This window comes from Croceivirga thetidis, assembly GCF_012272815.1.
Taxonomy (GTDB): domain Bacteria; phylum Bacteroidota; class Bacteroidia; order Flavobacteriales; family Flavobacteriaceae; genus Croceivirga; species Croceivirga thetidis.
This window is the reverse complement of record NZ_JAAWWL010000001.1, coordinates 1,481,691-1,505,122: the sequence shown is the minus strand read 5'-3', so window position 1 is coordinate 1,505,122 and position 23,432 is coordinate 1,481,691. Positions and strand designations below refer to the sequence as shown.

Below are 23,432 nucleotides of genomic sequence, written 5' to 3'. Positions count from 1 at the left end.
CCAATAATAGTGAGTCCAATGATTCGTTCTTTAGATAAGATCTTTGAGTCATAAGTCTTTATAGCTTGAAACTATCTTCTATTTAATTGGTGGTCTTTAAATATTTCGAAAAGAATTCCCACCAATAATGAGAGTGCAAATAGTATTGGGAAATAAAGATTTTATTGAGTCGTTGAGATAGAACCCCAAACACTAACTATGACAAGACTAATACTCCTATTTTCCCTGTTATTTATATGCGGAAATGTAGTTGGTCAGAATTTTACCACTCGCTGGAATACCAATTTACCAGGTTCCGCCAATACAGAAATTAACATTCCCACAAATCCTGCATTTACCTACAATTATTCAGTTGATTGGGGTGATGGTAACAACGACACTAATGTAATCGGCGACATTGGTCATACCTATGCTGCTCCGGGAATTTATGTTGTTGAAATAAGTGGTGATTTCCCATCAATTTATTTTAACAACGCCGGTGATCGTGAAAAAATAATCGAAATTCTAGATTGGGGCACCATCATTTGGCAATCAATGGAGAATTCTTTTTATGGATGTGAAAATCTGAATTTTGATGCTATACAAGCTCCAAATTTGTCTCAGGTAACAAGCTTAAAAAACACATTTCGAGAATGTACTGCATTCAATGGAATTTTAAATAATTGGGATGTAAGTACCATAACAGACATTTCTGGATTATTTCAAGAATGTGAAATTTTTAATCGCCCACTTGATAATTGGAATACCTCTGGTATTACCGATATGTCTTATACATTTCACCGAGCTAGAGATTTTAATGAACCATTGGATAATTGGAACGTATCTTCAGTTGACAATTTTGAATACTTTCTTTCAGAAGCTTCCGATTTCAATCAAAATATTAATAATTGGGATATCAGTAGTGCAACAAATTTGATTGGTACGTTTAGATATACAGGACGCTTTAACCAACCTTTGAACAACTGGAATATTGAAAACATAACAGACTTGACGGGTACCTTTCAAGGTTCCGCATACAATCAACCTTTAGATAACTGGAACGTTAGCAATGTTGTTTCAATGCAAGCCACTTTTAGGGAATCTCAATTTAACCAACCTCTTAATACATGGAATGTTAGCAACGTAACTAACATGGCTCAGATGTTCCATAGGAATAGAACATTCGACCAACCATTAAACAACTGGAACGTCAGTAATGTGATCGATATGTCAGAAATGTTCGATGGCTGGATTTGGGGTGCAGTTTTCAACCAACCTTTGGATAACTGGGATGTAAGTAATGTAGAGGATATGGAGTATATGTTCCGCGAAAATGCTGCATTCAATCAAGACATCAGCGGTTGGGATGTAAGTAATGTGCGAAACATGCGGGGTATGTTTGAAGATAGCCCGGCCTTTAATCAAAACATAAATAATTGGAATGTTGGTAGCGTTACAAATATGTCTAGCATGTTTCAAGAGACCGATGTATTTAACCAACCATTAAATAATTGGAACATGTCAGCGGTAACTGATGTGACTTCAATGTTCTATAGAGCAGCTGCATTCAACCAACCCTTGGATAATTGGGATATGACTGGCAAAAGCAGTTTGGCAAACATGTTTCGACAAGCAACGGCATTCAATCAAGATATCAGTGGATGGAATACTATTGGGGTCACCATTATGAGCAGCACATTCGCATCTGCTACAAGTTTTGACCAAAATTTGGGCCTCTGGAACATATCAAACGTGGGCAACATGAATGGCATGTTATCCAATAGTGGTCTCTCTCAAGAAAATTATGACAATACGCTTATAGGTTGGGAAAGCCAAACTGTTCAATTCAATGTCAATTTAGGGGCAACTAATTTGCAATATTGTGACGCACTAAATCAAAGACAACGCTTAATTGATGATTTTGGATGGAACATAACCGGTGATGCTGTCAATTGCTCTTTTGTGCTTTGTACTGAAATTACCATGCCGGCAGCAGGTGACACCATGACTCCTGCCAATAGTGATATTAGATGGAATCCAGCGCCTAATGCTGATGGTTATCGTATTACACTGGAAATTGAACGAGGTGGAGCAAGAAACTATGCTGTCCTCAATGGTGATGTTCTTAACGATTTTGATGTAGGCAATGTCATTGGTCTAAGTTTTACCAATGAATTTTTACCTGGAGATATTGTTTATGTCACTGTTGTACCATACAATGCTGAAGGTCCCGCCGCGGGTTGTCCAGAAATTAGTTTTACCGTAGTAGAAAGTTGGGTAAATAGTCCAGATGCTTTTAAGCTTACCTATGACACCTCATTACTTGAAAATGGAAGTACTCCGGCGAATCAACTAAAAATTGAAGCAAATACTGGTTTCCCTGATTACTTGACTTATAATTACTCTATTGATTGGGGTGATGGCCAATACGATAACAATGTTACCGGACAAATAATACACACCTATCTTAATCCTGGTATTTATACTGTTTCCATAATTGGTGATTTTCCAGCTCCTTATCATTGGGTCAGTAACTCAGATCATATCAAATTAATATCTATTGACCAATGGGGATCTCAGGTATGGCAATCCATGCAATACGGTTTTTATGGTTGTGAAAACATGGTCTATAATGCTACTGATGTTCCCAATCTTACCCAAGTTGAAAACACCTCGAATATGTTTTCTCAATGTTATTTGTTTAATGGTAATATTGATAATTGGGATGTAAGCAATGTCACGAACATGTTAAGTATGTTCATTTCGGCAAGAATATTCAATCAACCCCTAAATAGTTGGAATGTTGGTCAAGTCACAAACATGTACGGAATGTTTGGTGCAGCAACTGAATTTAATCAGCCTTTGGATAACTGGGATGTAAGCCAAGTTACCAATATGAATTTCATGTTTGCACAAACCCAGGATTTCAATCAAGATCTAAGTAGTTGGAACACAAGTAGTGTGAACAATATGGGTAGAATGTTTCAAAGCTCCAAAGCTTTTGACCAACCCATAAACAATTGGAATGTTGGACAAGTAACCGATATGTCCGAAATGTTCCAAAGGGCAGAGGCATTTAACCAACCTTTAAATAATTGGAATACTGCAAATGTTCAAGACATGTCAGCCATGTTCTATGATGCGGAACTTTTCAATCAAAACATCAATAGTTGGAATGTTTCTTCTGTAACTGATATGACACAAATGTTCTACAGTGCTCCAGTATTTAATCAACCCTTAGATAACTGGAATGTTTCATCAGTAACGACCATGAATTCCATGTTTTCTAGAGCTGAGGCATTTAACCAAAATATTGATAGTTGGAATGTGACAAACGTAACCGACATGAGCAATATGTTCAGTTTTGCCGAGGTATTCAATGAGCCTTTAAACAGTTGGGAAGTGAATTCTGTTGTTAATATGAGTTCAATGTTTAGAGGAGCAAGCGCATTTAATCAACCCCTAGAAAATTGGGATGTTAGTGCGGTTGCTAATATGAGTAATATGTTTGATGGAACCACAGTTTTTAATCAACCATTGAATACTTGGGATGTCAGCTCTGTTACACTAATGCCTTCTATGTTTGAAGCTGCAGAGGCATTTGATCAACCTCTCAACAATTGGGATACGGCGGTAGTAACCAATTTTGACTCTATGTTAAAAGAAGCAATCGTATTTAATCAACCCCTAAATAATTGGGATACAGGAGAGGGTCAAAATATGGCGAGTATGTTCTATGGAGCAAGTGCATTCAACCAAAATATTGCTGGCTGGAATACTTCTTTTGTGACAACGATGGAAGAAATGTTTAGAGAGGCCAGCAGTTTTAATCAATCATTGGATGCTTGGAACGTTGCCTCCGTAAACACAATGCAAGGTATGTTCCAAGAAGCTACTTCCTTTAACGGTAGTATCAATAATTGGAATGTACGTGCCGTAACTACTATGCTTGACATGTTCAATGGGGCCAGTAGTTTCAATCAACCCCTTAATGATTGGCGTGTTAATGGTGTTGCAGATATGGAACGAATGTTTAGAAATGCTTCTTCATTCAATCAACCATTGAATTTATGGCTGGTTGGTTCGGTTTCTATGAGAGAAATGTTTCACGATGCCATTGCATTTAATCAATTTTTAGGCGACTGGAACATTGAAAACGTGAGCAACATGCAAAACATGTTGGATGACACGGCCTTGACCCGCGAAAACTATGACAATACCTTAATTGCCTGGTCGGAACAAAATCTGCAATCAGGAATTAACTTAGGAGCTAATACATTGCCCTATTGTGATGCTGTTGAGGAAAGACAGTCAATGATAACAAACTTTGGTTGGGTCTTCACCGGCGATGTTTTGGATTGCCCTGTGCCTGATTGTACACAACTAGTTGCCCCATTAAGTGGAGCTGTAGAGGTTCCTGTGAACACCAATTTGAATTGGAACGCCGTTACCTTTGCACGTGAATATCGTCTAATTGTAGGAACTACCCCAGGAGGAAACGATATTGTGGATAATGAGGTTGTAGTCAATGACACTTTTTATGAATTTGCAGCAGATTTTGCTCCAGGTGTAACAGTCTACGTTACGATGATACCATCCAATGAAAACGGTGACGCTCTCGGACCCTGTATAGAGGAAAGTTTTACAATTACGGCAACACCTGCAACAGTTCCTGACTGTACTAACTTATCACTTCCTTTAGATGGGGACACGGACATCTCTGTTGATACCGATATAAGTTGGGATATCATAAATAATGCTGATGGTTATCGAATAAATGTTGGAACCACGCCTGGCGGTACAGAAATAATCAACAATGAAGATGTTGGCAATACAGTTACCTATGATTTTGCTACGGATTTACCAGAAGATGCATTGATTTATATAACCATAAATCCTTACAACGAAGAAGGTACAGCAATAGGTTGTACAGAAGAATCGTTTCGAACGGAATTCATCCCGGTTCCTCCTATCTGTACTACGTTAACTAATCCATTAAATGGGGCAACGGCAGTACCGATAGATACGGATATCTCATGGAATGCGGTTCCTGATGCCACCGGTTATTTAATTACTATTGGAACCACACAAGGCGGAATTGAAATTGCCAATAATATAGATGTCGGTAATTTTACAACCTATGATATCCCTACCGACCTTCAAGAAGATAGAACGCATTACGTAACAATAATACCTTATAATGCAGTGGGTGACGCTTTGGCCTGTTCTGAAGAAAGTTTTAGAACAGGGAATACTACGCTTAATGATCCACCACTATGTACAACACTTGCAAACCCTTTAAATGGAACTATTGATGTAACCATTTCAACCGACTTAAGTTGGAACCCGGCTTCGAACACAGAAGGCTATTTCTTAACTGTTGCCACGACCTTCGACGGAAATGATATTTTGGACAATTTTGATGTAGGCAACGTTACAATCTATGATTTACCGACTGATCTACCTGAAAACACTGAAATATTTGTAACCATTACTCCTTACAATTCTTTTGGTTCAGCAGCTACATGCAGTATTGAAAGTTTTACCACTGAAATTCTTGCCACTATACCCAATTGCACCACACTCTCAAATCCTTTGGCAAACAGTTTGAATATTCCTGTAACGAGTGATTTGACGTGGAATACCATTGCAGATGCCGACGGTTACCTATTAACTGTCGGAACCACTGCTGGAGGTAATGATATTTTGGATGCCGAAGATGTGACTGGGAATACTTTTGACCTACCCACCGACTTACCAGAAAGTACACAAATCTTCGTGACCATTATCCCGTATAATGGCGTTGGGAACGCTACCGGATGTGTTGAAGAATCTTTTACTACTGAAACTGTAGCTACAATCCCCAGCTGTACAAGTTTAAGTTTACCCCTCAATGCAGCGACCGATGTTTCAATCTCAACCGATTTAACTTGGAACACAATAGCCAATGCTGATGGGTATTTGCTGACTGTCGGAACCACTGCTGGAGGTAATGATATTTTGGATGCCGAAGATGTGACCGGTAATACCTTTGACCTACCCACTGACTTACCAGAGAATACACAAATCTTCGTGACCATTGTACCGTATAATGGCATTGGGAATGCTACCGGATGCGCTGAAGAATCCTTTACAACCGAGACGATTGCAACGGTACCGGTCTGCACCAACTTGATTAGTCCCCTGAACGCAGCTACCGATGTTTCCATCTCAACCGATTTAACTTGGAACACAATAGCTAATGCTGATGGGTATTTGCTGACTGTCGGAACCACTGCTGGAGGTAATGATATTTTGGATGCCGAAGATGTGACCGGTAATACCTTTGACCTACCCACTGACTTGCCTGAGAATACACAAATCTTCGTGACCATTGTACCGTATAATGGCATTGGGAACGTTACCGGATGTGCTGAAGAATCCTTTACCACCGAAACCGTAGCTACAATCCCCAGCTGTACCAGTTTAAGTTTACCCCTCAATGCAGCGACCGATGTTTCCATCTCAACCGATTTAACTTGGAACACAATAGCCAATGCTGATGGGTATTTGCTAACTGTCGGAACCACTGCTGGAGGTATTGATATTTTGGATGCCGAAGATGTCACTGGGAATACCTTTGACCTACCCACTGACTTGCCTGAGAATACACAAATCTTCGTGACCATTGTACCGTATAATGGCATTGGGAACGCTACCGGATGTATTGAAGAATCCTTTACCACAGAAACGATTGCAACGGTACCGGTCTGTACCAACTTGACCAATCCCCTGAACGCAACTACCGATGTTTCCATCTCAACCGATTTAACTTGGAACACAATTGCTAATGCTGATGGGTATTTGCTAACTGTCGGTACCACTGCTGGAGCTAATGATATTTTGGATGCCGAAGATGTCACTGGGAATACTTTTGACCTACCCACTGACTTGCCTGAGAATACACAAATCTTCGTGACCATTGTACCGTACAATGGCATTGGGAACGCTATAGGTTGTGCTGAAGAATCCTTTACTACTGAAACTGTAGCTACAATCCCCAGCTGTACAAGTTTAAGTTTACCCCTCAATGCAGCTACCGATGTTTCCATCTCAACCGATTTAACTTGGAATGCCCTAACCAATGCCGATGGCTATTTTTTGAGCGTAAGGGATGGGGCTTCTTCAGCATACAATATCCTAGACAATCTTGATGTCGGCAACCTCACAACTTTTGATTTGCCAGCTGATCTTCCCGCAAATACAGATATTTATGTATTGATTATACCCTACAATGGTCAAGGCAATGCCATAGGGTGTGCAGAGGAATTTTTTGTAACTGGTGAAATACCAGAGACTATTCCGGAGTGTACTGTTGTAATAGATCCTTTGAATATGGCAATTGATGTCCCAATCGATTCAGAAATTTCTTGGTCTTCAATTGAAAATGCCACAGGATACAGAATAACAATCGGCACTGCACCAGGTCTTGGTGATATTGTGAACAATGAAGACGTAGGGAATATCACAGTATTTGAATTTTCTGAAAATCTACCGGAAAACGCTGAAATCTTCGTTCTGATTATTCCTTACAATACCATTGGTGATGCATTATCATGTGATGTGGAAAGTTTTATCACTGGTAGTGCACCTCTTGTTCTTCCAGAATGTACTATGCTAACATTCCCAGAAAATGGAGCCGAAGATGTCACTATAGAAACAGACATTTCGTGGACCTTGGTTGAAAATGCCACTGGTTATATCCTAAGTATAGGAACCTCAATGGGAGCAGGTGATATTATTGAAAATCTAGATGTGGGTCAATCCAATACTTATGATATCACAGAAGATCTTCCTTATGAGCAGCAAATTTTTATCAATATTATACCCTATAACGATGATGGTTTTACTGTTGGCTGCCAAGAACAATCTTTTACAACAGAGGTTCAAGAAGAACTTGAATCACAATTTGGCTTTTCACCGGACGGTGATGGCATTAATGATTTTTGGACCATTAATGGTATTGAGCAATATCCCACTAACGTTGTAATGATTTTTAATCGTTGGGGAGACATGGTCTTCAAAACTGAAGGATATGACAACAATTCAAATGTCTTTACGGGTAATGCAAACCAAATGACCGGAATGGGCGCCGGACAACTTCCAGAGGGCACGTACTTTTTTAGATTGGTACTTCCTGAGGAACATAATCTCAAAACGACCCAAGGGTTCTTGGTATTAAAACGATAAGGCAATGAAAAACAATCATATTCTTTTATTGGTTTTGGCATTTGGTCTTTCGATTTTTGTAACAGGTCAACAAACGCCTTCCTTCACAGAGTACAATTACAATCCTTTCATAATCAATCCAGCCTATGCCGGAGTTCTAGGAAGTTCTGAACTGACCATTAGCAATATTGGTTTTGGGGGTCAAGGTATACAAGGTTCGCCCAGAAGTTTGACAGGAACCTTTAATACTCCATTACGAAACGAAAAAATGGGGCTTGGTTTCGGGTTTTTGAACGATGAAATCGGGATAACCAGCGCCACTCAAATATCTGGGTCTTATTCTTATAAAATCTTTTTGAATGATAATGCACATCCGTATTGGAAGGTGTATGACCGTTCTTTTGTCTCTTTTGGTCTAAACGCGGGAGCGTTGATTTACAACCAAGACCTCTTGAGTCTTGGCCTACAAAGCGACCCTAATTTTGCGGAGAATATCAATACAACTTTACCCACTGTGGGAGCAGGTGTCCTTTTTGGTCATGCAAACTTTTTTGCAGGTGTTTCAGCACCCAATTTATTGGGGGAGACCTTTGCCAATCAGGATAATTTAGAATTGTCACAGCCCATTTACGGTTATACCGGATATCATTTTGTTTTAGACCGCTACAATCCGAATTTTGTACTAAAACCCAGTATGCTTTTTAAATATGAAAAAGGGGCGCCAGTGCAAATTGATGCCAACCTAGGTCTGAATTTTAAAAACATTATTGAATTGGGTGCGGGTTATCGAACGAGTAATACGCTGAATGCCTTCCTTGGTTTTTATCTGTTAGAGAATTTCCGATTTGTTTACAGTTATAGCCAAGGGAGTGGAGATTCTCCTTTAGGTAACACTCATGGTATAATTTTAAGCTACAGAGCAGGTTCTGGCTATAGTTTTTAAAAATTGCTAATTATGTAGTTAGCACATTGAGGTAATCTGCCAAAATTGGCATTTACTAATGAAGAATCTGGTCATAATTACAAAACTCTGATTAAATTCAAGCCCACACGATTTAATTACGAGATGAATCGAGAAGAAATATTACCTGATATTATTGAGGGCTACCGAAATTCCATTTTAGAACGATATCAGTATCACAACATCCAAAAAAAATACAATATCCCCCAAACCGTAAACGAAAAAACGGTCAATAACCTTCGTGATTATTTCTTGGAAAACCTTTATCCCGAATTTGAAAAGCGGCAAGAATTGGAAAAAGCTTTTCGAAGTTTGGATGAATACATAAAAAAGCCTCAAAAACTAATCGGAATATTATTTGAGGCTTCTAAACTGGTTTTTAAATACGGGCGACATCTTCACTTAATCTTAAACGCAGGACTTAAGGCTTTGAAATCGTTTCGGGCAGCTTCCAAATTTGAATCCATATTAATTGAAGAAGCGATAAAAAATGACATTCAAGCTCCTTATGACCTAAAAAAAATTGATGCATTGATTGCGTTATTACCTCGCATTGAGGTAGAAGATTTTATTGAAACCTCACAATCCTTATTTGAAACCCTTCACGACAAAGTGCTGACAAATAAGATTATAGAAATGATTGGGGACTTAATCAATGTAATGAAAACAAAGGAAGACGTTTATTCATTAACCCAAGTTAATGGCCTTAAGTTTGGTCTTAAGGCATTAAAAGATGGGAATGCTTTATTCAACTCACTGAATCATGAAGACCAGGTCACTTTAATCGAACTGATTTCAGAAATCGAAAGAGATCGATTGAATCAAATTGCTTAATTCAGTAATTAGCCAAAGAGATTAGATTTTTTTTGTTTCCTTAGTGTAGAAATAAAAATATTCAGAAAATAAACCAATTGACCTACAGGAAATGCCAACAAAAAAATAAACCGTAAGGTTTCAAGCAACTGAATAGTTTCAATATGTTCTATAAAAGGTTCTGGTTCGAAATGGGATAAAATCGGATTAAAAACGAAAAGAAGGCTATAGAGTAGGTGCAACCAAAATAGCAAACCAAACAATCTGATACCATATCTAAAAACGATATAATATCCCAAACCACATAGCCCAAACCATAACGCCAATACCTGCAAAATGTGTGCATAGGCTATCACAAAATAGATATCGTGGATATTTATATCAAAAGTAGAATCGCTATGCTTCAACAGAAAGAACAAATAGACAATTGCAAAAACAAATGCCAAAGTCAAAAATACCAGATGATATAATTTGGTAGGTTTGGTCACTTAATCATCCCCAAATTAATGACTTCCTGTTCCGTTAAAAAACGCCAATGGCCTCGAGGTAAGTCTTTTTTGGTGAGTCCGGCAAAGACCACCCGGTCAAGCCTTGAGACTTCATAGCCCAGATGTTCGAATATTCTTCGTACAATACGATTACGGCCTGAATGGATTTCGATTCCTATTTCTTTCTTAGAAGCCCCTGTTACATAGTCTACCTCATCGACTTCTACCTTTCCATCTTCCAGTTCAAGGCCTTCTCGAATATTGCGCAAATCGGCAATGGAGACATTTTTCTCCAAATGCACGTGATAAATCTTCCGAACACCGTGTTTAGGATGGGTCAATTTTTTGGCCATATCACCATCATTGGTGAAAAGTAAAAGTCCTGTCGTATTTCGGTCCAATCGCCCTACTGGATACAATCGATTGTTTGAAGCACTACTGACCAATTCCATCACCGTTCTTCGTCCCTTTTCATCACGTGTGGTAGTGATAAAATTCTTGGGCTTATTGAGTAAAACGTATTCCTTCTTTTCAGGGTTAAGTCTTCGGCCATCAAAACGAACATCGTCAGATTTTTTGACCTTATACCCCATTTCGGTAACAGTCTTTCCATTAACGGTAACACTACCAGCAGCAATATAGACGTCTGCTTCCCTTCTAGAACAAATACCCGCATTGGCAACATACTTGTTAAGTCGAATTAAATCAGGGTTGGAATTGGAAGAAGATTTTGTTTTCTTTTTTTGGGCGGCATATTGGTTTGCCTTTTCGGCAAAGCTTCCCTTTGGGGGGGTGCCCTTTTTAAAATTACCTTTTCTATTGTTAGGCTTACGATTTCGTTCGTTGTCTGATTTCGCCATCAGTCTAAAATTTTGGCAAAGATAGCTTTAATAGTATGATTTAGAACGGAATGCCAGAGCTAAGTTGAAATCAACACACAAAATATAAATTTCCAAGTAGTTAATTCTACAGAAATATCCGTTAATCCTCTATTTCAATAGTCGATTGTCTTTCCCTATTAACAACCAATTTGGTTACGTCTGGCCTTGAGTAGTGGCCGACAGGGTCGAAATTTTGTCGCTCCTCCAAAACTCGATTGAAATCAAGCGTTTCGTAAAAAATTCCTTCTTTAAAAGTGACCGGTTCCATAAGCCACTTGCCATCAGGACTGGCAATACAAGAACCGCCATTACTTAGTGTTTCCGGAGCCTTTTTAAGAATTTCCTGTATGTGAGGAGTGTCTTTTGGAAAATCATGTGTGGTCATAATTGAAGACACTGAAATAACGTAGCTTCTTGACTCACGAGCTATAAATCTTGTAATGTCTTTTGTATTGTGGAGACTACCTGGCCAGACTGCGACATGTAAATCTTCACCCTGACCATAAAGTGCAGCTCGAGGTAAAGGCATCCAATTTTCCCAACAATTTAGACCTCCGACTGTAAATTGCTTAAGTGGATGCACACATAATCCATGTCCATCACCTGGGGCCCAGGTGAGTCTTTCATCGTAGGTTGGCTGTAATTTTCTATGGACCGATTGAATCTTGCCACTAATATCAATATAAACCAATGAGGCATAAATACTATGTCCTCCCCTATCTTTTGCACGTTCCATTATGCCCAGATAAATTGCAATTCTGTTCTTTTTAGCTAATTGACAAATAGTATTTAAATCACCTTTTTCAATTTGAACAGCATTTCGAACATAATGTGCATGTAACTGCTTGTTGATTGGTAGATTCCATGAGGCGCCTTCGGTCAATGCCAACCAATATGGGTACCCTGGCAAGAGTGCTTCTCCAAAAACAATGAGTTCGGCCTTATGTTCTGAGGCTTCTTCAATTGAGTCTTCAATTTTTTTAATCGTCAGGGTTTTATTAAGCCAAACTGGTGCAATTTGGGCCAATGCCACTTTTAATTGATTGTCGGTCATAATATTCGATTTAGAAGAAGATCTACGTCTATCAATAAGATACTGAAAACACCCACTACAATTATAAATTTTAAAATGTTATGTAACCAAATAAAGTGCTTCTTTGTTCGAGCATTCCAAAGAAATACCAATATTACTATCAGTAATACTGTAGTTGCGTAAAAATAAATGTACATGTAACCAACATCAAATTTTGTAACCAAAAGCAAAGAAGGTAACAATGCCAAGCTTAAAAGAAACCCAGTAAATAACTTTGCTATTCGAATACCGTACAAGATTGGAATGGTATTGTAGCCCTGAGCCATATCACCAGGAATATTTTCCAAATCCTTAATAAGTTCTCGGGCTGAAATCAATAAGAACAGAAAAAGTGCATGAACGAATATTACTGGTTCAAAATTCTTGTAGTAAATAAAGACTACAAAAAAGGGTAAAATTGAAAGTATTGCTGAGACTAGGTTACCCAAAAAGGGGATTTTTTTCAGTTTATGCGAATAGAACCAAATACCAAAAATATAGGTAGCAAAGAAGAACACTGCCCTGAAGGATATGTAACTCGCAGCAAAAATTGCCAAGAAGTTTAAAACAAAATAGGTAGTAAGTTTAAAACGTTGACTCACCAACCTATCCAACATACTTTTAGTTGGTTTATTAATCAAGTCTTTTTCGGCATCATAGAAGTTATTGATTATGTAGCCTGCTGCAATGACCAAAGCTGAGGCGGTCACAATTAAAAAAAGATTGATGTCAAATACCACCTTGTGTAAAGGCCAATCAGGAGCAAGAATATAGATGGAAGCTAGATATTGAGCCAACGTAATGACCAATATGTTGTAGCCTCGTACAACAGAAAACAGGCTCAAAAGCTTAAAAAGCAAGAGCTTGTTTTTTCTACTAAACATTTCTCGAAATTAGAAGTTGTATACTACTTCTAAACTGTGCCCTTTCAATGATTTTCTGGCCCTGTCAATATCTTCGGTGAATCCTAATATATAGCCTCCACCGCCAGAACCACAAAGTTTTAAGTAATAGTCATTGGTATCGATACCTTTCTTCCATAGGGTATGAAATTGTTTTGGTATCATAGGCTTGAAATTGTCTAAAACAACATTTGATAATTGCTTTACATGCCCAAAAAGAGCTTTTACGTCACCTTTTAAGAAATGTTCAACACAGGCGTCGGTGTGTTTTATGAACTTATCTTTGATAATGGTTCTAAAACCTTCTTGCTTCATTTTTTCCATGAAGATTTGAACCATTGGAGCTGTTTCTCCTGTTATTCCACTATCCAATAAAAATACGGCCCCCTTACCTTCTTTGTTTTGGGTAGGCAAACTGGTCGACTCTATATTATCCTTTGAATTAATTAAAATAGGAAGACTTAAGTAACTATTTAAGGGGTCAAGGCCAGAAGACTTTCCATGAAAAAAAGATTCCATCTTGCCAAAAATCGTCTTCAATTTCAATAACTTTTCTCTAGTAAGGTTCTCAAGAACCGTTATTTTATCTAGTGCATATTTGTCATAGATAGCCGCCACTAAAGCTCCACTACTTCCTATACCATACCCTTGAGGAATAGAACTGTCAAAATACATTCCATTAGCGATATCATCCTTCAAACCGGATAGGTCAAATTGCACCAAATTTTCATCTTGAATAGAAGCCAAATAATCAGCAAACTTATCGAGTGACTTATTTGATTTGGTTGCAACTTCATCAAGGTTTTCTGATGATTTAAGGGCACCCTTGAAAAAGTTGTAAGGAATAGAAAGTCCTTTGGAATCTTTAATTATCCCATATTCTCCAAAAAGCAGAATTTTAGAATAAAATAGTGGTCCTTTCATGTCTTGTTCCGGCTGATTTTGACTTTTGTTCAATATCCCAATATTTAAAATTAAACAAATTTTGACCTGTGGTCAAAAGTTTACGATAACTTTAAATTTGTTCGGGTTTAATTAACGTAAAAATTCCAGTCAAAATTTTAATTACATTAATCTTTTTGACCCATTTCCTACGCGGTCACAAATATAGTGTCCATTTTCACAGTGAGCAACCAACTCATCTTGAACAAATTGAATGGTCCTTTCTTTTTGGGATGAAGGATAAAGCAGGTGAACATTGGCACCCGCATCAAGGGTGAAACACGCATGTAGTCCTGTTTCCCTTCGGAAATTCCAAATTTTTTCTAAAATGGCCAAGGTATCAGGCTTCATGAGTAAAAAATAAGGGTGACTGGTCATCATCATGGCATGTAAGGTCAATGCTTCGCTCTCCACTATTTTTATGAACTCCGCTAAATTTCCTTCCGCAAAAATTGACTTCAAGGCGTTTAAATTGGAATGGGCCTGTTCGAATCTATTTATTGCGAATGGATGCCCTTCCATTAGCCCATGACCAACGGTACTACTAACGGTTTTCTGTCCTTTATGAACCAACAAGATGGTGTCGTGATAATCTTCAAAAACTTCATTCACCTCAAAAGGATAGGTGATACCATACAAATCACTGCTTTCAGGTATTGGTTTGTGCATTCCCCATTGTACGAGACTTCCACGAATACTTCGACAAGCACTTCCCGAACCTAACCTTGCTAGAAAAGAGGCTTTTCGATAAAAAAAATCCTCGGTCATTTCGGGTAACGCTTTTTGTTCAATTTCCATCAGACACAAGGCCAATGCAGCCATTCCACTTGCGGAAGAAGCTATACCGCTGCTATGTGGAAATGAGTTTGAAGTATGTATGGTAAAGTGGTACTTCTTAAGAAAAGGAACAAAGCTTTCGATTCGTTCAAAGAATGTTTGAATCTTAGGTTTGAATGCAGGTTTTTCTTCTCCTTCAAAGAACAAATCAAAAGAAAAATTTTGTTGTTCTTGAGTTATCTCTTGAAATTGCACACTGGTTTTGGTGTGGCAAGCGTCAAGCGTCAAACTGATTGATGGGTTCGCCGGAATTTGATTTAATTTTTTTCCCCAATATTTTACCAAAGCAATATTACTGGGAGATTTCCAACTTACACTTCCGGATTTGGGTAGTTCAAGTTCAATATTTGAAACAAATTCACTCGCTTTCATTCCAGCAAAGATAAGTTTCCAACACCGATAAAATAAATTCCTATTTTAGTGCGAAATGTCTCCTAAAAAGTGAAGCGTAAAATCTTAAAAATAATAATTGCCGTAGGCATCTGTTTGTTGGTAGGATTCTTGTCAAGCTTTGCCACACAGAGCTCTGTAAATGATTGGTATGTAACGCTTAACAAGCCTTCCTTCAACCCTCCAAATGCTGTTTTTGCTCCCGTCTGGTCGTTGCTTTATGTTCTCATGGGAGTCGCCGCCGGAATAGTATGGGGCAAGGGTTTTCATCATATTTGGGTTAAAACTGCACTTTATCATTTTGGTTTTCAATTACTTCTAAATGCGATGTGGAGCATTGTCTTTTTTGGAATGAAGGAAATATTTTGGGCACTAATTGTGATTGTTGCTTTGTTGATTTTGATCATACTAACGATACGATGGTTCAGAGTGGTAAGCAAAAAAGCTTCTTGGTTATTGATTCCCTATTTGATATGGGTAGTTTTTGCTACTGCTTTGAATTACAAAATTTGGGAACTCAATTAAGAATTACCCTTGCCAATAGCTTGATTACAACTAACTTTTAGAAATTTATTGGGCAAGTTCAAGCATTTTTAGCATTGTTCTTAAGTTTCTTGTGGTAGCCATCACCTGTAGCTTTCGCTCAATGATATTATTATTGAGTTTTGCTTTACCTGCACCATTTTTGCAATTCAAATAAACACAATTATCCGTAATGTGAAATTCTTCATTTGGGTAGTCCGAAAGGTTTAATCTGGATATGTTGGTTTCAAGTGGTTTTTGGTGCAAGAGGGTAAAATATAGGTTCTTAGTTTCTTTGACTCTGGAAAATGGGTTGTTTTTTAAAATAGTTTCAATTGAACTGGGAGCGATTACCAAAACGGGAACATCAAAGCCAAATTCTTTTTTAATAATCCCATGTATCTCCTTTTCCTCACTAACCGAATCATTTGAATCACTATCGAAAATAAGATTGCCACTTTGAATATAGGTTTCAACGTTCTTAAAACTTGACGATTTCAATTGCTCTCGTAGTTCGACCATTTTTAGCTTCTTTTGACCGCTAACATTGATGCCGCGTAAAAAAGCGATTCGTTTTGCCATATGAATAGTAAATGATGGCTACAAAATAATTTAATTTCTTATTTTGAACGACAATAGAAATAGGATAATGGCAGAATATATTTTAGCCTTGGACCAAGGCACCACAAGTTCAAGGGCAGTTGTTGTTGACAAAAAGGGGAAGATAGTTTCCGTAGCCCAAAAGGAATTCACACAAATATTTCCAAAGCCAGGATGGGTTGAACATGATGCCAATGAAATATGGTCAACCCAAGCAGGAATGGCGGCAGAAGCGGTTGCAAAAAAAGGAGTGAAAGCAGAACAAATTGGTGCTATCGGTATAACCAATCAGCGTGAGACCGCAGTAGTTTGGAATAGAACAACCAGTGAGCCAATATACAATGCCATAGTTTGGCAAGACAAGCGAACAGCTGAATTTTGTGATGAGCTCAAAAACGCTGGAAAAAAAGATTTAATACGAGAAAAAACGGGACTCGTCATTGATTCCTATTTCTCTGCCACCAAGGTAAAATGGATATTGGATAATGTCGAGGGTGCCAGAGAAAAGGCTGAGAAAGGACAATTGGCATGGGGCACCATAGATTCTTGGTTAATTTGGAAGATGACCCAGGGTGAACTGCATATTACCGATGTAACCAATGCCTCTCGCTCGTTGATTTTCAATATCAATACCCTAGAATGGGATGACGAACTTTTAGAGTTATTTGACATCCCAAAAAGTATGATGCCAGAGGTAAAGCAAAGCAGTGAGGTTTATGGCTACACAAGCCCGAACTTTTTTGCAAACAAAATTCCAATTGCAGGTATTGCTGGTGACCAGCAAGCTGCACTTTTTGGTCAAATGTGTACTAAAAAAGGAATGGTGAAAAACACATACGGTACCGGATGCTTTATGCTGATGAACATTGGTGAAGAAGCATTGAAATCGAAAAACAATTTGTTGACTACCATTGCTTGGAAAATCAATGGGAAAACCACCTATGCGTTTGAAGGAAGTATCTTCATTGCGGGGGCAGTAGTTCAATGGTTACGTGACGGACTGAAAATTATAAAAACATCATCTGAGGTTGAAAAATTAGCAGGTTCCGTTGATTCTTCGGACGGCGTTTATTTAATCCCCGCTTTTGCAGGTTTGGGTGCACCGCATTGGAACCAAAAAGCGATGGGAACCATGTTTGGCCTAACTCGCGGAAGTACAGATGCACATATTGCAAGAGCTGCGCTTGAATCAATTGCCTATCAAACTATGGATGTTCTTAAGGCAATGGTTGCCGATTCAGGCCTATCCATTGAAGAATTAAGGGTAGATGGAGGTGCAACCGTAAATAACATGCTCATGCAATTCCAAGCAGATGTCTTGAATACCAATACCATTCGACCCCAGGTAGTTGAGACAACTGTTATGGGCGCCGCGTATTTAGCTGGTTTGGCGGTTGGCTTTTGGGAAAGCCTTGAAGAAATTCAGGAGATTTGGCAAACGGATATCACCTTTGAACCTTCCAATGAAAGGGAGACAATCGAGGCTGGTATAGCTGGATGGTACAAGGCAATAAAAGCTTTGGAATATTGGACTGAACAATAAGCAATTAAAAATCTTTAATAAACAATTTATGACTCCTTTTGTTGCCGAAATTATTGGAACCTATCTACTAATGGTTTTAGGGTTGGGCGTAAATGCAAACGTCTCACTAAATAAAACCTATGGACAAGGCAGTGGTTGGATGGTAATTACAACTGGATGGGCCTTAGCCGTATTTGTTGGCGTTGCTGTGGCTGGCCCATATAGTGGTGCGCACATCAACCCTGCTGTAACAATTGGTTTGGCGGCGGCTGGAAAATTTGAATGGTCAGAAGTACCTTGGTTTGTCATTGCACAATTTATCGGTGCGATGATGGGGGCATTCACAATATGGTTGGTCAACAAAGAACATTTTGACGCTACTGAAGATGGAGACACCAAACGTGGTGTTTTTTGTACTGGCCCAGCGATAAAGAACACAGGCTTAAACCTATTCAGTGAAATCTTGGGCACTTTTGTCTTGGTGTTTACAGTTCTTTATTTTACTGGTGCTACAATTGACGAACCTGAACAGGGAGTAATTGGATTGGGGTCTTTAGGTGCACTGCCAGTCGCTTTTTTGGTTTGGGGAATTGGTATCTCTCTGGGTGGCACAACGGGTTATGCAATAAATCCTGCCCGAGATTTAGGACCACGCATGATACATGCCATACTGCCACTTAAACATAAAGGTTCCAACGGCTGGTCTTATTCCTGGATTCCTGTTATCGGACCAATCATCGGCGGAATACTGGCCGCCTTGTTAATGTTGTGGTTGAGTTAGTTCTTCTGAAATCGATTTTGCAGCTAAAAAAGCGCCTGTCCAAGCATTTTGAAAATTGAACCCTCCTGTAATGGCATCCACGTTAACAATCTCTCCAGCGAAATAAAGCCCTGAAAACTTTTTGCTTTGAAAGGTTTTAAAATCAATTTCTTTCAAGTCAATACCGCCCGCGGTCACAAACTCTTCCTTAAAAGTACTCTTACCATTAACTGCATATTTTCCTTTAGTAAGTTGATGGGCCAAATTTTGCATTTTTGATTTGGAAATATCTGCCCATTTCAAACTTGAATCAATCTCTGCAGATTTAGCCAAACTAACCCACAAGCGAGATGGTAAATTCGTGACTTTAGTTCGGAAAACAGTTTTTTTAGGTTCATTTCCTTTTACGTTCATCAATAGCTCTAAAAAGGAAGCATAGGTGTGATCAGGCAGCCAATTAATTGTTATGCTAAATCGATAACCATATGAAGCCAATGTCTTTGAACCCCAAGCCGACAGTTTTAAGATTGCGGGACCACTCAACCCCCAATGTGTTATTAAAATTGGACCTTCTGCACGCAATAAAGACTGACCTCTTCTTGAATTTGAACGTTCATTCAGCCTAGGAATAACTTCAACGACTCCATTTGAACTCAGACCTTGGTTGTTTTCTAACCTATAGTCTTTAATATTGAAAGTAAAAAGTGATGGGGTAGGTTCTACAATGTTATGGCCCAAAGTCTCCAATAAATTCCAAACTTTTGGGTTACTTCCTGTTGCTAATAAAAGCTTTTTTGTTTTGTAATGCTTGTTTTGGGTGGTAATACGCCAACATTCTTCATCTTCAATAAAGCAAAATGTTTTGACTGCACTGTTTTTTAGTACCTGAATTCCTAAACGGTCCGTTTCATTTATTAGACAGTCAATTATTGTCTGAGACGAGTTGCTTTTCGGAAAAATTCGACCGTCTTCTTCAATCTTCAATGCAACCCCGCGTTCTTCAAAGAATGAAACTACGTCACCTGGGGCATATTGATAAAAAGGTCCCAAAAGTTCTTTTTCCCCTCTAGGATAATTTGTTGAAAGTTCTTTTGGGTCAAACTCAGCATGCGTTACATTACATCTACCCCCGCCCGAGACTTTTACCTTGCCGAGAACAGTTTTGCCCCGTTCAAAAATTGCAATATCTGCGTTAGGTGTTTGTTGAGCAATGTGAATTGCAGCATAAAATCCAGCAGCACCACCCCCCACTATTATTACATCGAACATTACATGGCCCTTTCGGGATAGTTGATAAAAATACCATCTACTCCATATTCACGCATCTTTTCAATGTCCTCAGTTTCATTCACAGTATAGGTGTAAACCTTAAATCCTGCGTCCTGCAAAGTTTTCACATTTTCCCCATTTAGTGTTTTGAACCATGGATTAACCGCTACTGCATTTAATTCTTTTGCAACAGGAATGGCCTTAGTCGGATCTTCATCTTCAGTCAAGACCGCAATTGCCACATCTGGATTCTTTTTTCTCATCTCACGAAGTTCATCCCAATTAAAACTGGAAATCACAACGTTCTTCCATTCCCATCCTCTTTTTTCTACATAATAATTCATTATAAAATTAACCCTGTCCGCCGTATTCGCTCCTTTGAGTTCGATGTTCAAGGCTACCTTATTATCAATAAGTTTTAGAACATCTTGTAATTGGGGGATTTTATGTCCACCGTCAAGTATGACCTGATTTATTTCACTGATATAATACTCTTCAATCTTACCACCAGCATTGGCCAAACGATCCAACTGCTCATCATGAAAAACTACTATTTCACCACTTCTTATCTTAAACACATCTATTTCAATCATATCCACTCCCAAATCCATTGCCTTTTGAATGGAAGGCAACGTATTTTCAGTCTCATGACCCATCGCACCGCGATGACCTATTACCAAAAAATCTTTTTTGTTCATATTACAGGAATTAACCACGGTCATCAGGAACAATGCCAGTAAAACTTTTTTCATATTATTCATTTTCTGCACTAAAAATACGATTGAATTTTTATCCAGTAATTTTTTAATGGTATGTTTTGGCATCTATTAAAATATTGAATACTAATATATTATGATTTTAAATTACCATATTCTTAATTAATCATGATTATATTGCGAAACTGTTAACCAACTAAATATTTCTTTATGTTTTCTAAATCTAATTTATTGGCAACCCTAGCTGCTGCATTTGTCATGTTTTTATTAGGCTGGGCTATTTGGGGCTTTGCACTTGAAGATTTCTTTGAATCACATACTATTAGTGATGTTATGAAAGATGAACCTAATCCTATTTTGATTTTAGTGAGCAATCTTATTGGAGCATTTATACTCAGTTCAATTTATCGTAAGTGGGCACGTGGACAACACGGTATAAAAGAAGGTCCAGAGTTTGGTATTGCCGTGGGAGCCTTTACTGGTTTGTCTATGGGTTTAATGTGGTATGCTACCTCAAATTGGATGAATTTTACAGGACATTTGGCTGAGGTAATTATTGAAATAATGTATTATGCTCTCGTAGGTATTGTAATATCAGTTATTTATAATATTACTCGCAAAGCTGATAATTCTTAATGTATCAACTTTACAATTCTCTATGAGGGGTCGATTATCTTAATTGGCCCTAATTTTTTTGTTCAAGACGAAAAATGAATGACTCTAGAGGTTTTATTTTAAGTTGAATTCGACCTACTCCATCATTAATTTTTAATTGGGTATTGATAGAACCATAGAGTTGTTCTTCTAATCGTATTTCACCCTTCAGTCCCCATTTAGAAACTATTTCAGGAGGCAGTTTAAAGTCAAAAGCATATGATTTGTCTGCATCAAAATTTGAGATTATGATAAGCTTCTCGTCATTGCTCCATCGAACAAAGGAAAAAACTCTATGGTCATAAGTTTCGGTATGTTCCTTGTTATAATAATGAACTTCTTGATATTCACCCATAAGAGCTGAACTCTTTATTGTAAAATTCAACAGCCTTTTATAAAAATCACGCAATGCGCGTTCATCGACTGTTAATTGACCACCATCGAACTTTTTATCATTCATCCATCGCTGATGGGCTGGCACACCAACATAATCAAAAATTGATGTACGAGTAGGTTTTCCGAAACCAGCATTCTCGGATCCATCTTCACCTAACTCTTGTCCAAAATAAATCATGGTTGGAGCTGTACTTAAAGTAGCCGAAACAACCATTGCAGGTTTGCCCAAATCAGCTCTGCCAACAAAATTAGGACTAGATATTCTTTGTTCGTCATGATTTTCAAGAAAACGAAGCATATTGTGTTCAATATCTTGCATTCCTAATTGTACCGTATGGATATGATCTGTCCACCCATACCCTTTCATGATGTGCTTTAAACTGTCATACAGTTCAACTTTATCGTAGAGATAATCCATTTTTCCTTTATGCAAATAATCGCGATAAAGATTTGGATTGTATACTTCAGCCAACAAAAAAGCATCGGAATTTTTCATTTTGATGGAAGAGTTCATAAAACTCCAAAACTCCACTGGCACCATTTCGGCCATGTCAAATCGAAAACCGTCAACTCCAAAATCCAACCAATACAGTGCTATATCACGAAATTTGTACCATGAATCAGGTAAATCTTTTTCCTTCCAAAATTCAAAATGGGTCTTGATATCCATCTGCGAATACGATTCCGGTAATTCTTCAAAATCTTTGGTTCCATCTGGTTTAACCCCATAATTGATTTTCACCGTTTCATACCAATCATTAAAATTGGGCTGTGAAAGCCTAGAACCATTGCCGGTCCATTTAGCGGGTACCTCAATGAACTTTCCATCGGTATTTTGTTGTTCTTCCCCTCCAAGTGGAAGGTATCCATCTTGCCATAAAGGAACTTTAAATTCTTCACCAAGAACATAATAGAAATTGTTATCTCGGTGGTACTCCATCGAAGCATCATCACTAGAACCAAAATCTTCTACACCTTCAGGATTTGTTCTCCCCTCATAATTTCTGGCTACATGATTGGGCACTATATCAATAATGACTTTTAAACCATGTTCATGAGATCTTTCAATCAATTCTTTGAATTCTTCCAAACGATTTTCAGGATTTATGGCCAAATCAGGATTTACATTGTAATAATCCTTTACGGCATATGGAGAACCTGCTCGACCTTTAACAACATCTGGATCATCATTTGAGATTCCGAAATCTCTGTAGTCATTGATAAGCGCATGATGCGGAACACCTGTATACCAGATGTGTGTTACACCTAACGATTTAATTTCAGAAAGGGCCTTATCATTAAAATCGGCAAACTTGCCAACCCCATTTTCCTCAATCGTTCCCCATGGTTTGTTGGTGGTATTTGTATTGCCAAAAAGTCTAGTAAATACTTGGTAAACAACTTTCTTACGTTCACTCATAGCTCCTATATTTTCAACGTCTGACTGTTTTTTTGATACATCTTGAATACAAGCTGATGTAAACAAAAGTAAAATCCATATGGCCTTATTATTTTTCATC

Annotated in this window: 16 protein-coding genes; 7 read left to right on the top strand and 9 right to left on the bottom strand. The window is 38.2% G+C overall.

Annotation, left to right across the window (positions count from 1 at the left end; all coding sequences use genetic code 11):
- The first annotated feature begins 198 nt into the window (after positions 1 to 198).
- Genes HCU67_RS06775 through HCU67_RS06765 form a run of 3 tightly spaced genes read left to right on the top strand, consistent with a single transcriptional unit; the run spans position 199 to position 9,982 of the window.
- On the top strand, positions 199 to 8,208 hold the full coding sequence (locus HCU67_RS06775; RefSeq protein WP_168551805.1) for a BspA family leucine-rich repeat surface protein: 8,010 nt from the start codon (positions 199 to 201) through the stop codon (positions 8,206 to 8,208).
- A gap of 4 nt (positions 8,209 to 8,212) precedes the next feature.
- Positions 8,213 to 9,130: a PorP/SprF family type IX secretion system membrane protein gene (locus HCU67_RS06770; protein ID WP_168551804.1), complete on the top strand. Its 918-nt coding sequence runs from the start codon at positions 8,213 to 8,215 to the stop codon at positions 9,128 to 9,130.
- Between the two features lie 45 nt (positions 9,131 to 9,175).
- A complete protein-coding gene (locus HCU67_RS06765) occupies positions 9,176 to 9,982 on the top strand; it encodes a hypothetical protein (RefSeq protein ID WP_168551803.1) in 807 nt (268 codons plus the stop codon).
- Positions 9,983 to 10,445: 463 nt separating this feature from the next.
- Here HCU67_RS06765 and HCU67_RS06760 read toward each other — a convergent pair whose 3' ends face one another.
- The 5 genes from HCU67_RS06760 to HCU67_RS06740 form a co-directional block, all read right to left on the bottom strand.
- Positions 10,446 to 11,309 (bottom strand): pseudouridine synthase, encoded by an 864-nt coding sequence (locus HCU67_RS06760; RefSeq protein WP_168551802.1) that lies wholly within the window; start codon positions 11,307 to 11,309, stop codon positions 10,446 to 10,448.
- A 121-nt stretch (positions 11,310 to 11,430) separates the two neighbouring features.
- Entirely contained in the window at positions 11,431 to 12,384 is a 954-nt protein-coding gene (locus tag HCU67_RS06755) for a carbon-nitrogen hydrolase family protein (protein ID WP_168551801.1), read from the bottom strand.
- Positions 12,381 to 13,286 (bottom strand): geranylgeranylglycerol-phosphate geranylgeranyltransferase, encoded by a 906-nt coding sequence (locus tag HCU67_RS06750; RefSeq protein ID WP_168551800.1) that lies wholly within the window; start codon positions 13,284 to 13,286, stop codon positions 12,381 to 12,383. Before HCU67_RS06750 ends, HCU67_RS06755 begins: the two co-directional genes overlap by 4 nt.
- A gap of 9 nt (positions 13,287 to 13,295) precedes the next feature.
- The gene (locus HCU67_RS06745; protein WP_168552080.1) at positions 13,296 to 14,228 is read right to left on the bottom strand and encodes a mevalonate kinase family protein; all 933 of its coding nucleotides are present in this window, start codon (positions 14,226 to 14,228) and stop codon (positions 13,296 to 13,298) included.
- 141 nt (positions 14,229 to 14,369) lie between these two features.
- Positions 14,370 to 15,455: a diphosphomevalonate decarboxylase gene (locus HCU67_RS06740; RefSeq protein WP_168551799.1), complete on the bottom strand. Its 1,086-nt coding sequence runs from the start codon at positions 15,453 to 15,455 to the stop codon at positions 14,370 to 14,372.
- Positions 15,456 to 15,524: 69 nt separating this feature from the next.
- On the opposite strand from HCU67_RS06740, the gene HCU67_RS06735 reads away from it, so the two are divergent.
- Entirely contained in the window at positions 15,525 to 15,998 is a 474-nt protein-coding gene (locus tag HCU67_RS06735) for a tryptophan-rich sensory protein (protein WP_168551798.1), read from the top strand.
- A gap of 45 nt (positions 15,999 to 16,043) precedes the next feature.
- Here the strand turns inward: HCU67_RS06735 and HCU67_RS06730 are convergent, their stop codons facing one another.
- Positions 16,044 to 16,577, bottom strand: a complete 534-nt coding sequence (locus HCU67_RS06730) for a DUF1697 domain-containing protein (RefSeq protein ID WP_168551797.1) — start codon at positions 16,575 to 16,577, stop codon at positions 16,044 to 16,046.
- 67 nt (positions 16,578 to 16,644) lie between these two features.
- On the opposite strand from HCU67_RS06730, the gene glpK reads away from it, so the two are divergent.
- Positions 16,645 to 18,138: a glycerol kinase GlpK gene (gene glpK, locus HCU67_RS06725; protein WP_168552079.1), complete on the top strand. Its 1,494-nt coding sequence runs from the start codon at positions 16,645 to 16,647 to the stop codon at positions 18,136 to 18,138.
- Between the two features lie 28 nt (positions 18,139 to 18,166).
- Positions 18,167 to 18,898 (top strand): MIP/aquaporin family protein, encoded by a 732-nt coding sequence (locus tag HCU67_RS06720; protein WP_168551796.1) that lies wholly within the window; start codon positions 18,167 to 18,169, stop codon positions 18,896 to 18,898.
- On the opposite strand, the gene HCU67_RS06715 is transcribed toward HCU67_RS06720, so the two are convergent.
- Positions 18,878 to 20,146 carry a BaiN/RdsA family NAD(P)/FAD-dependent oxidoreductase gene (locus HCU67_RS06715; protein ID WP_168551795.1) on the bottom strand — a complete coding sequence of 423 codons (1,269 nt, stop codon included), beginning with the start codon at positions 20,144 to 20,146 and terminating at the stop codon, positions 18,878 to 18,880. The genes HCU67_RS06720 and HCU67_RS06715 overlap by 21 nt on opposite strands.
- Positions 20,146 to 20,898, bottom strand: coding sequence for a glycerophosphodiester phosphodiesterase (locus tag HCU67_RS06710; RefSeq protein WP_246865712.1), 753 nt, complete (start codon positions 20,896 to 20,898; stop codon positions 20,146 to 20,148). The genes HCU67_RS06715 and HCU67_RS06710 overlap by 1 nt, the downstream gene beginning before the upstream one ends.
- A 174-nt stretch (positions 20,899 to 21,072) precedes the next feature.
- Here HCU67_RS06710 and HCU67_RS06705 point away from each other — a divergent pair, with 174 nt between their 5' ends.
- Entirely contained in the window at positions 21,073 to 21,498 is a 426-nt protein-coding gene (locus HCU67_RS06705) for a hypothetical protein (RefSeq protein WP_168551794.1), read from the top strand.
- Between the two features lie 49 nt (positions 21,499 to 21,547).
- Here HCU67_RS06705 and HCU67_RS06700 read toward each other — a convergent pair whose 3' ends face one another.
- Complete coding sequence (locus HCU67_RS06700; protein ID WP_168551793.1) at positions 21,548 to 23,431, bottom strand: alpha-amylase family protein; 1,884 nt, start codon at positions 23,429 to 23,431, stop codon at positions 21,548 to 21,550.
- Position 23,432 lies beyond the last annotated feature (1 nt).

Bases quoted from the DNA above. Each gene is read 5' to 3' on its own strand.
- HCU67_RS06775 (WP_168551805.1), top strand. From the start codon at position 199: ATGACAAGACTAATACTCCTATTTTCCCTGTTATTTATATGCGGAAAT.
- HCU67_RS06770 (WP_168551804.1), top strand. From the start codon at position 8,213: ATGAAAAACAATCATATTCTTTTATTGGTTTTGGCATTTGGTCTTTCG.
- HCU67_RS06760 (WP_168551802.1), bottom strand. From the start codon at position 11,309: ATGGCGAAATCAGACAACGAACGAAATCGTAAGCCTAACAATAGAAAA.
- HCU67_RS06755 (WP_168551801.1), bottom strand. From the start codon at position 12,384: ATGACCGACAATCAATTAAAAGTGGCATTGGCCCAAATTGCACCAGTT.
- HCU67_RS06750 (WP_168551800.1), bottom strand. From the start codon at position 13,286: ATGTTTAGTAGAAAAAACAAGCTCTTGCTTTTTAAGCTTTTGAGCCTG.
- HCU67_RS06745 (WP_168552080.1), bottom strand. From the start codon at position 14,228: ATGAAAGGACCACTATTTTATTCTAAAATTCTGCTTTTTGGAGAATAT.
- HCU67_RS06740 (WP_168551799.1), bottom strand. From the start codon at position 15,455: ATGAAAGCGAGTGAATTTGTTTCAAATATTGAACTTGAACTACCCAAA.
- HCU67_RS06730 (WP_168551797.1), bottom strand. From the start codon at position 16,577: ATGGCAAAACGAATCGCTTTTTTACGCGGCATCAATGTTAGCGGTCAA.
- glpK (WP_168552079.1), top strand. From the start codon at position 16,645: ATGGCAGAATATATTTTAGCCTTGGACCAAGGCACCACAAGTTCAAGG.
- HCU67_RS06720 (WP_168551796.1), top strand. From the start codon at position 18,167: ATGACTCCTTTTGTTGCCGAAATTATTGGAACCTATCTACTAATGGTT.
- HCU67_RS06715 (WP_168551795.1), bottom strand. From the start codon at position 20,146: ATGTTCGATGTAATAATAGTGGGGGGTGGTGCTGCTGGATTTTATGCT.
- HCU67_RS06710 (WP_246865712.1), bottom strand. From the start codon at position 20,898: ATGAAAAAAGTTTTACTGGCATTGTTCCTGATGACCGTGGTTAATTCC.
- HCU67_RS06705 (WP_168551794.1), top strand. From the start codon at position 21,073: ATGTTTTCTAAATCTAATTTATTGGCAACCCTAGCTGCTGCATTTGTC.
- HCU67_RS06700 (WP_168551793.1), bottom strand. From the start codon at position 23,431: ATGAAAAATAATAAGGCCATATGGATTTTACTTTTGTTTACATCAGCT.